This window comes from Novosphingobium sp. (genome assembly GCF_019748365.1).
Lineage (GTDB): Bacteria > Pseudomonadota > Alphaproteobacteria > Sphingomonadales > Sphingomonadaceae > Novosphingobium.
In genome coordinates, this window is the sequence record NZ_JAIEPN010000195.1 from 1 (window position 1) to 9146 (window position 9146).

Annotated in this window: 9 protein-coding genes; 3 read left to right on the forward strand and 6 right to left on the reverse strand. The window is 65.7% G+C overall.

The window, feature by feature from the left end:
* Positions 1 to 582 (forward strand): ribonucleotide-diphosphate reductase subunit beta (locus tag K5Q19_RS20850; protein WP_292949228.1); only part of this gene is annotated, 582 nt, incomplete at its 5' end.
* 80 nt (positions 583 to 662) lie between these two features.
* Here K5Q19_RS20850 and K5Q19_RS20855 read toward each other — a convergent pair.
* The 4 genes from K5Q19_RS20855 to gyrB form a co-directional block, all read right to left on the reverse strand.
* Complete coding sequence (locus K5Q19_RS20855) at positions 663 to 1028, reverse strand: DUF559 domain-containing protein (RefSeq protein WP_292949230.1); 366 nt, start codon at positions 1026 to 1028, stop codon at positions 663 to 665.
* A gap of 615 nt (positions 1029 to 1643) precedes the next feature.
* Positions 1644 to 2033, reverse strand: coding sequence for a DUF3592 domain-containing protein (locus K5Q19_RS20860; RefSeq protein ID WP_292949232.1), 390 nt, complete (start codon positions 2031 to 2033; stop codon positions 1644 to 1646).
* Between the two features lie 178 nt (positions 2034 to 2211).
* Entirely contained in the window at positions 2212 to 2481 is a 270-nt protein-coding gene (locus K5Q19_RS20865) for a hypothetical protein (RefSeq protein ID WP_292949234.1), read from the reverse strand.
* Positions 2481 to 5018, reverse strand: coding sequence for a DNA topoisomerase (ATP-hydrolyzing) subunit B (gene gyrB, locus K5Q19_RS20870; protein ID WP_292949236.1), 2538 nt, complete (start codon positions 5016 to 5018; stop codon positions 2481 to 2483). The genes K5Q19_RS20865 and gyrB overlap by 1 nt, the downstream gene beginning before the upstream one ends.
* A gap of 163 nt (positions 5019 to 5181) precedes the next feature.
* Between gyrB and K5Q19_RS20875 the strand changes: the two genes are divergently transcribed.
* Together K5Q19_RS20875 and K5Q19_RS20880 are read left to right on the forward strand one after the other, a co-directional pair.
* On the forward strand, positions 5182 to 6612 hold the full coding sequence (locus K5Q19_RS20875) for a M20/M25/M40 family metallo-hydrolase (protein WP_292949237.1): 1431 nt from the start codon (positions 5182 to 5184) through the stop codon (positions 6610 to 6612).
* A 235-nt stretch (positions 6613 to 6847) separates the two neighbouring features.
* On the forward strand, positions 6848 to 7471 hold the full coding sequence (locus K5Q19_RS20880) for an HNH endonuclease (RefSeq protein ID WP_292949239.1): 624 nt from the start codon (positions 6848 to 6850) through the stop codon (positions 7469 to 7471).
* Here K5Q19_RS20880 and K5Q19_RS20885 read toward each other — a convergent pair whose 3' ends face one another.
* Together K5Q19_RS20885 and K5Q19_RS20890 are read right to left on the reverse strand one after the other, a co-directional pair.
* Complete coding sequence (locus tag K5Q19_RS20885) at positions 7472 to 8482, reverse strand: nitronate monooxygenase (RefSeq protein ID WP_292949241.1); 1011 nt, start codon at positions 8480 to 8482, stop codon at positions 7472 to 7474.
* Between the two features lie 268 nt (positions 8483 to 8750).
* A partial coding sequence (locus K5Q19_RS20890) for an ACT domain-containing protein (RefSeq protein ID WP_292949243.1) occupies positions 8751 to 9146 on the reverse strand: 396 nt, incomplete at its 5' end.

Here is a 9146-nt window from a genome sequence, read left to right on the forward strand (position 1 = left end):
CTCCAGCTCTTCGCCAGCTTCGCCATGCTGATGAACTTCCCGCGCTTCAACAAGATGAAGGGCATGGGCCAGATCGTCTCGTGGTCGGTGCGCGACGAATCGCTCCACTGCGAAGGCATCACCAAGCTGTTCCACGCCTTCGTGGCCGAACGCGGCTGCCTCACCAAGGCGGTGAAGGAAGACATCATCGATTGCTGCCAGAAGACCGTCCGCCTCGAGGACGCCTTCATCGATCTCGCCTTCGAGCAGGGCCCGGTCCCGGGCATGAGCCCGAAGGAAATCAAGAAGTACATCCGCTACATCGCCGATTGGCGCCTCGGCCAGCTGGGCTTCCAGCCGATCTACATGATCGAGGAACACCCCCTCCCCTGGCTCACCCCGCTGCTCAACGGCGTCGAACACGCCAACTTCTTCGAAACCCGCGCCACCGAATACTCCAAGGCCGCCACCCGCGGCGATTGGAACACCGTGTGGTCCAGCTTCGACTCGCGCCGCAAGGCGAAGGCTGCCGAACCGGCGAATGAGCTGGTCGAGGAAGCCGAAGCGGATATGTTCAAGGCGGCGGGGATCGCGGCGGAGTGAGGCCCACCCCCAACCCCTCCCGCCTGCGGGAGGGGCGTTGAAGCGCAGCATTTGCATCCCCCTCCCGCAAGCGGGAGGGGTCAGGGGTGGGCCAGCGACCTCGCTGTCTGCACCGCTTCGCGAATGGCCATTGCAACCCCTGCAGTATTCCCCAGCACTTCCGCGTTGGTGAACCTGATCACACTGTAGCCATGCGCCTCGATAACGAGGGTCCGCGCAGCATCTGCCTCATGTCGCATTTCGTGGCTGAACCCGTCGATCTCGACGATCAACATCAGCTCGCGGCAAAGGAAATCCGCAAAATATGGCCCGACCGGCATCTGCCGGCTGAACTTCGCGCCCAGCTGCGACCTCGCGAGATAAACCCAAAGGCGGCGTTCCGCAGGTGTCGCCTCTCGCCGCAACTCTCGGGCGCGCTGTGTGTTGCGGGGCTTGAAGGCAGGCATGGCGCCAGATTGCCCACCCCTAACCCCTCCCGCAAGCGGGAGGGGTCAGGGGTGGGCCAACAACGCAGCATCCAACCTCCATACTTGACAAAACAAACCAAATAGGTTAAACGCCCCACCCAGATCGGGAGCAGGAAAGGCCAGCCTCGCCCTCGCTCTTCTGGCCCGAGGCGTCACGCCGAGGGCCAGCGCGGCCGGTGTGGGCTGCGGGGTTCAAGGCGGGACATGCGCCCGAACACCTTGGCCAGGCATTCACCACGCCCGCCCCGTTCAGTGCCCAGAGGCGCCCCCGCGCCTGCAGGAGCCCGGCTGGTCTGCGAGCCGCCCCCGGGTCCGGGCACTGACGGCACCAGGTCGAGCCGGGTCAGGTCCTGCCCCATCCGGCCATTCGCAGATGATGCAGTTCATGGCGTGCCGCCCCGCAGTCCCCTCCCGAGGGGTTTTGCAGGCGCCGCACCGGCCGCGCGATCTCCCTTTTGCCCGGATGCCGCATTGCCGCGCCGCCAAATCCAACAGGCCCCCTTCGTCATCCCCGCGAAGGCGGGGATCCAGGGCGCCACAGCGCTGCGCCGCTCTGGATTCCCGCCTTCGCGGGAATGACGAGGTTGAGAGGCCCTACCCCCCGATCCACCCCATCATCTTCGCCAGCAGCATGGCTTCCATGAAGACCAGCAGCCCATAGACCGCCAGCCACATCAGCGGCCGTGGCACGTGCGCCAGATCGGGCCGCCCGGCGGGATGGCTGAGCGCGACCACGGTCCCCAGATCCGGCTTCTGCGCGCCGCTGTAGACCGCCTCCACCACTTCATGCTCGCCGCCCTCGCTGGTGAAGCGGTAGACCGGCGCGTAGCTGCGGCTGCCTTCGTTCCAGGTCGAGCGGTAGCCCGTCACCACCGCTTCCACACGCACGGCGGGCCGCGTCAGCCGCACCCAGTCGCGGCGCGCCAGCACCCAGAGGCTGAAAAGGCACAAGGTCTGCCCGGCAAGGAGGAAGAACATTTCCATCGCGGGCAGGATGGCACGGGCGGATTAAGGTTTCGCCCATGCCCACACGAAGAATGACAAAAGTACCATCGTCGGCCCGTGCTTGACACGGGCCTTGGCTTTCTTGTCTGGCGCAGCAGTGGAACAAAAACCTAACCCCGTGTCACGCACGGGGTGACGAAGAAGAGGTCGTCGGCGGCTAATGCGCCGTCTCGCTGCCCTCATCCGCCAACCGCGCCGCCAGCACCGCGATTTCCGCCGGCTCCAGCAGCCACGTCCGCGTCGCACGGCCTTCGCGGTGCACCGGCACGGTCAGCAGCAGCCGCGCATTCTCCCGCGCGTGCGGCTTGTAGAGCGTGAAGTGCAGCGCGCACTCGCGGATCGTGCCGATGATCGGCACGCGCCCTTCCAGATCGATCATCGTCGCCGCCTGATCCCAGGGGATTTCGGCCAGGGTCGCGCCGGCCATCAGACGTCCAGGTTCGCCACGTTGAGCGCGTTTTCCTGAATGAAGTCGCGCCGCGGCTCGACCACATCGCCCATCAGGCGGGTGAAGATCTCGTCGGTCACGTCGGCGTCTTCCATCTTCACCTGAAGGAGCGAACGCTGGGTCGGATCGAGCGTCGTCTCCCACAGCTGATCGGCGTTCATTTCGCCCAGCCCCTTGTAGCGCGAGATGGAGAGCCCCTTGCGCCCCGCCGCCAGCACTTGCGCCAGCAGTTCGGAAGGCCGCGTGATCCCGCCGCTCTCCTTCGTGGCAGGGCGCACCGGCGCGGGCGCTTCGGCCTCGCCTTCCTGCTCTTCCAGCACCGCCTCGGGCTCGGGCTCGGCCACCGCGGCGCTGGTACGCACCAGCCGCGCCGGCATGGCATAGACTTCGGCCTGTTCGCCGGCGAGCCGGGCCAGCTTGCGTGCCTCGGCGCTTGAGAGGAAGCCGGGCTCGATCGTGTGCTGGTCGGTCACCCCGCGCCACACGCGCTGGATGCGATAGCCGCCATCGGGCGCCACTTCGGCGATCCAGCGCGCGTCGTGCTCGCCGCGGTCCATCCAGCGCACGCTGGCGGCCAGCGCCGCCTCGCGCTCGGCTGCGGTCATTTCCGGCTCCAGCGCGCCTGCCAGCGCCAGCGCCTCGATGATCGTGGGATCATAGCGCTTGGGCGCGAAGGCCATCAGGTTGCGGAAGCGCAGCGCGTGATCGACCAGCCCTGCCAAGTCCGCCCCGCTGCGCGCGCCGCCCGCGGTTTCCAGCAAGCGCCCGGCCAGCCCCGCCTCGACCAGATAGCGGTCCAGCGCCGGGCCGTCCTTGAGGTAGACCTCGCTGCGCCCCTTCGCCACCTTGTAGAGCGGCGGCTGCGCGATGAAGAGGTGCCCTTCGCGGATGATCTCGGGCATCTGGCGGTGGAAGAACGTGAGCAGCAGCGTGCGGATATGCGCGCCGTCGACGTCGGCGTCGGTCATGATCACGATCTTGTGATAGCGCAGCTTGGCGAGGTTGAACTCGTCGCGGATGCCGGTGCCCATCGCCTGAATGAGGGTGCCGACTTCCTTCGAACCGATGATCCGGTCGAACCGCGCGCGCTCCACATTCAGGATCTTGCCCTTCAGCGGCAGGATCGCCTGGAAATGCCGGTCACGCCCCTGCTTGGCCGAACCGCCTGCGGAATCGCCCTCGACCAGAAACAGCTCGCACTTGGCGGGATCGCGCTCCTGGCAATCGGCCAGCTTGCCCGGCAGGCTGGCGATATCCATCGCGCCCTTGCGCCGGGTCAGCTCGCGCGCCTTCTTCGCGGCCTCGCGCGCAGCGGCAGCGTCGATTACCTTCTGGATCACGGCGCGGGCGTGGGCGGGGTTTTCCTCCAGCCATTCGCTCATCTTGTCGGCCATCAGAGCCTCCAAGGGTTGCCGCACTTCGGAGGAGACGAGCTTGTCCTTCGTCTGGCTGGAGAACTTGGGGTCCGGCAGCTTCACCGAAACGATCGCGGTCAGCCCCTCGCGCATGTCGTCGCCGGTGAGCGAAACCTTTTCCTTCTTCAGCATGCCCGAACGATCCGCATAGCCGTTCAGCGTCCGCGTCAGCGCCGCGCGGAAGGCGGCGAGGTGCGTGCCGCCATCGCGCTGGGGGATGTTGTTGGTGAAGGTGAGGACGTTCTCGTAATAGCTGTCGTTCCACTGCAGCGCGACGTCGATGCCGATGCCGTCCCGCTCCGCGCCGATCGCGATGGGTTCGGGCATCAGCGGCTGCTTGTTGCGATCAAGGTACTTCACGAAGGCCGCGATGCCGCCGACGTAGTAGAGATCGTGCTCCTTGACCTCTTCATGCCGCTTGTCGCGCAGCAGGATGCGCACGCCCGAATTGAGGAAGGCGAGCTCGCGGTAGCGGTGCTCCAGCTTGTCGAAATCGAACTCGGTCACGTTCTTGAAGGTGTCGTGGCTGGCGAAGAACGTTACGCGGGTGCCCTTCTTGACGCCGCCCTTGCCATCCGCCGGCGCGGGGCCGAGCACCTTCAATGGCGCGACCGCATCGCCATGCTCGAAGCGCATCCAGTGCTCCTCGCCGTCGCGCCAGATCGTCAGCTCCAGCCATTCGGAGAGCGCATTGACGACCGAGACGCCGACGCCATGGAGGCCTCCCGAAACCTTGTAGGCATTGTCGTCGCTGGTGTTCTCGAACTTCCCGCCTGCGTGGAGCTGAGTCATGATCACTTCGGCGGCGGAAACGCCTTCCTCGGCATGGATGCCGGTGGGGATGCCGCGGCCGTTGTCTTCCACCGAAACCGAACCATCGGGGTTCAATTCGATCAGCACCAGATCGCAGTGCCCGGCCAGCGCCTCGTCGATCGCGTTGTCCGAAACCTCGAACACCATGTGGTGCAGGCCCGAGCCGTCGTCGGTATCGCCGATATACATGCCGGGGCGCTTGCGCACCGCATCGAGCCCGCGCAGGACCTTGATGGAATCGGCGCCATATTCGTTGGCGTTGGGGATGTTTTCGTTCGTACTGGCCATGGATCGGACATAGGCATTAAAGGCCGATTTCCCAAGCGAATCCGGCCTGTTTTGCACAAGGGAGAGCCCCTTTTCCCGCACCGAACCGCAAGGGACTGGTGGAGGGGCGTCAATCGTGCTGAAACACGCACAACCACCTTCAATACAAAGGACTTGTCGCCCCATGCGCAAGCTGCTGACCGGCGCGATTTCAGCCGCCCTGCTCTCCTCTCCGGCGCTGGCCGCCCCTGCGGCGAAAGCCGATCCCTATGGCGGCGAGGAAGCCTTCCGCAGCCTCTACAAGGAGCTCGTCGAAACCAACACGACACTTTCGTCGGGCAGCTGCACCCTGGCGGCAGAGCGCATGGCGGCGCGGCTCAAGGCGGCCGGCTTCACCGATGATCAGCTGACCCTGTTCGCCACGCCGGAGAAGCCGAAGGAAGGCGGCCTCGTCGCGGTCATGCCCGGCACTTCAAAGACCGAGAAGCCGATCCTCCTCCTCGCCCACCTCGATGTGGTGGAAGCCAAGCGCGAGGACTGGGTGCGCGATCCCTTCACGCTGATCGAGGAGAACGGCTATTTCTACGCGCGCGGCACGGTTGACGACAAGGCGATGGCAGCGGCTTGGACCGACACCCTGATCCGCTTCAAGCAGGAGGGCTTCAAGCCAAAGCGCACAGTGAAGCTCGCGCTGACCTGCGGTGAGGAGACGACTTACGCCTTCAACGGCGCCGAATGGCTGGCAAACAACAAGCGCGATCTGATTGACGCTGCCTATGCGCTCAACGAAGGCGGCGGCGGGCGCACCAATGGCAAGGGCGTTTCCGAAGGCGGCAAGCTCGTCGTGGAATCGATCCAGGTCGGCGAGAAGGGCGTGCAGAACTACCGTTTCGAAACGCGCAATCCGGGTGGCCACAGCTCGATCCCGGTGCGCGACAACGCGATCTACCAGCTCGCCGCCGCGCTGGTGAAGCTGCAGAACTACGATTTCAAGCTCGAGCTTTCCGACACCACGCGCGCCTTCTTCGCCAAGGCGGGCGCCGCACGGAACGACGATCTCGGCAAGGCCATGCAGGCGATTGCCGCCAACCCGGCCGACACCGCGGCGGAGGCAATGCTCAACACCGACCGCACGTTCCACTCGATGCTGCGCACCACCTGCGTCGCCACGCTGATCGATGGCGGCCATGCCAACAACGCGCTGCCGCAGCGCGCCGGGGCCAATGTCAATTGCCGCATCTTCCCCGGCCACTCGGTCGAGGAAGTGCAAAAGGAACTGCAGGCCGTCGTCGCCGATGCCGGGGTGGCGGTGACCCTCGCGCCGCCGCTGCGGCCCATCGCCAAGACCCCGCCGATGGATCCCGCGATTATCGGCCCGATGGAAAAACTTGCCGCCAAATACTTCCCCGGCGTGCCGGTGGTGCCGACGATGTCGACCGGCGCGACCGACGCGGTGTTCCTCGGCGCGGTCGGCATCCCGACTTACGGCGTGCCCGGCGCCTGGGGCAATCCGGACGGCAACGGCGTCCACGGCCTCAACGAACGGATCGAGATCAAGTCGCTGATGACCGGCCGCGCCTATCTCTACGAGCTGGTGAAGGCGTACACGAAGTAACACCGCGCTGTAATCACTCGCTTTAGCCGGAATTGTCCCCATCCTGTCCACAGACCCATGCACCTGTGGACAGGATTGCGCGCGTCCCCTTGACGCATGAGTCGCGCCTGTGGTCTTTTCCGGCCATGCGTCACGAAGCGGTCATCCGCATCCCTCACATCGCACCCCGAAGGCGCCTTGCTTCGCCTCCGGGCGGGGCTGCTGGCGCGCAACTGCGAAAGGGCCGAACGGGAGCATGCTTCACAGGGCGCTGATCGAGCGGGCGGCTGAGGCCAGACCCCACAGCGGAGACTCCGGGTTTCTCGGGGCTGACCGTCATCTCTCGAACTGCCCGGCGCTCGTGCTCAACGCCGACTATACCCCGCTCAGCTACTATCCCTTGAGCCTCTGGCCCTGGCAGACGGCGATCAAGGCCGTGTTCCTCGAACGCGTCGATATCGTTGCGACTTATGACCGCGAGGTCCACAGCGCCTCGCTCGACATGAAGATCCCCTCGGTCATCGCGCTCCGGCAATATGTGCGGCCGAGCGAATTCCCGGCCTTCACGCGCTTCAACCTGTTCCTGCGCGACAAGTTCCAGTGCCAGTATTGCGGCTGCCCGGATCACCTGACCTTCGACCACGTGGTGCCGCGCCGCCTTGGCGGGCGCACCACGTGGGAAAACGTCGTCGCCGCCTGCGCACCGTGCAACATGCGCAAGGGCGGCCGCACACCGGCGCAGGCCGCGATGCGCCTGATCACCGAACCGATCCGCCCGACCTCGTGGCACTTGCAGGAACGCGGCCGGCTGTTTCCGCCGGGCCACCTCCACGAAAGCTGGCGCGACTGGCTTTACTGGGACGTCGAGCTGGAAGGTTGATCAGCCGCGCGTAAGCGCCGCCTCGCACTCCGTCATCAGCTCCGCCATGATCGCGCTGACCGGCTCTTCCTTCGTCACCATGCCGACCGACTGGCCGGCCATCAGCGAGCCGCTCTCGACATCGCCGTCGATCACCGCGCGGCGCAGCGCACCGGCCCAGAAATGCTCGATCTCGAGCTGCGCAGCGGCCATGTCTACCGCACCCTGATCGAGCAGGTTCGCCACTTCGCGCTGCTTGGCGATGAATTCGTCGCTGCCCTTGTTGCGCAGCGCGCGCACCGGGATCACCGGCAGGCGCGGATCGATCTGCACGCTCGCCACCGCATCGCGGGCATTGGCACGGAAGAACGCCGCCTTGAACGCGGGATGCGCGATGGATTCGCTTGCGCACGCAAACCGCGTGCCCAGCTGCACCCCGCTCGCGCCCATTTCGAGGTAGCTCGCGATCATCTCGCCGCGGCCGATCCCGCCGGCCACGAACACGATATGATCCTCGGCAAGCGAAGGCAGGAATTCCTGCGCCAGCACCGAAGTCGAAACCGGGCCGATATGCCCGCCCGCTTCGGAGCCCTCGATCACCAGCGCATCGGCGCCCTGTCGGAACAGCTTCTTGGCCAGCGCCAGGGTCGGCGCGAAGACCAGCACCTTGGCGCCAAACGCCTTGATCGCCTCGACGCTGCCCTTGGGCGGAATGCCGCCCGCCAGCACGACATGGCCAACCTTGTGCCGCGCGCAGACCTCGATCAGATCGAACAGGCGCGGGTGCATGGTGATGAGGTTCACGCCGAAGGGCTTCGCTGTCAGCGCCGCCGTCGCGATGATTTCGGCATCGAGCAGTTCGGGCGTCATCGCCCCGCAGGCGATGACGCCGAAACCCCCGGCATTGCTGATCGCGGCCACGAGATTGCGCTCGGAAACCCAGCTCATCGCGCCGCACAGCACGGCATGTTCACTGCCAAGGAATTCTGCACCGCGTGCCATCAGCGCGGCGGTCTTCGGGTATGCGGTCATCAGAAACGTCTCGTCTAGCGCAGCCTGCAAGGGAGCGCCCTTAGGGCCGCTTCGTGGCGGCAACAAGGCGGGAAGTTCGCGCGCTGATCGTCAATCTCGATTTCTGTGCGCAAGTATTGTCGTTTCCCCGATCACCGTACGCGGCGTAGAAGCAACCCATCAGGTAGTCTCCCCTTGCCTGCATGAGCCGAGAGCCGGTCCATCAAGGCCCGGCCCCGGGTCGCACCCCGCCTTCCGGTAACCGCCAAGGGCGCCGGGAGGCGGGACTTTACGCGGCGTCCAGCCCGTAGGCGGTGTGCAGCACGCGCACGGCGAGTTCGACTTCGTCCGAATCGATCAGCACCGAAACCTTGATCTCGCTGGTCGAGATCGCCTGGATATTGATGCCCCGGTCTGCCAGCGCCTTGAACATGGTCGAGGCAACGCCCGCATGGCTGCGCATGCCCACGCCCACGACCGAGACCTTGGCCACCTTGCTGTCCGCGATCATGCGGTAGTAGCCGATCTTGTCCTTGCGCTCTTCCAGCAGCGCCTGCGTGCGCGCGAGGTCCGCCTGCGGGCAAGTGAAGGTCACGTCGGTCTCGCCTTTGTCCTTGGCGATGTTCTGGATGATCATGTCGACGTTGATGTTCGCCTCGGCGAGCGGGCCGAAGATCGCCGCCAC

What these genes read in the sequence shown, in the direction of transcription:
- K5Q19_RS20855 (WP_292949230.1), bottom strand. Translation starts at nt 1,028, where the DNA reads ATGCCTGCCTTCAAGCCCCGCAACACACAGCGCGCCCGAGAGTTGCGG.
- K5Q19_RS20860 (WP_292949232.1), bottom strand. Translation starts at nt 2,033, where the DNA reads ATGGAAATGTTCTTCCTCCTTGCCGGGCAGACCTTGTGCCTTTTCAGC.
- K5Q19_RS20865 (WP_292949234.1), bottom strand. Translation starts at nt 2,481, where the DNA reads ATGGCCGGCGCGACCCTGGCCGAAATCCCCTGGGATCAGGCGGCGACG.
- gyrB (WP_292949236.1), bottom strand. Translation starts at nt 5,018, where the DNA reads ATGGCCAGTACGAACGAAAACATCCCCAACGCCAACGAATATGGCGCC.
- K5Q19_RS20875 (WP_292949237.1), top strand. Translation starts at nt 5,182, where the DNA reads ATGCGCAAGCTGCTGACCGGCGCGATTTCAGCCGCCCTGCTCTCCTCT.
- K5Q19_RS20880 (WP_292949239.1), top strand. Translation starts at nt 6,848, where the DNA reads ATGCTTCACAGGGCGCTGATCGAGCGGGCGGCTGAGGCCAGACCCCAC.
- K5Q19_RS20885 (WP_292949241.1), bottom strand. Translation starts at nt 8,482, where the DNA reads ATGACCGCATACCCGAAGACCGCCGCGCTGATGGCACGCGGTGCAGAA.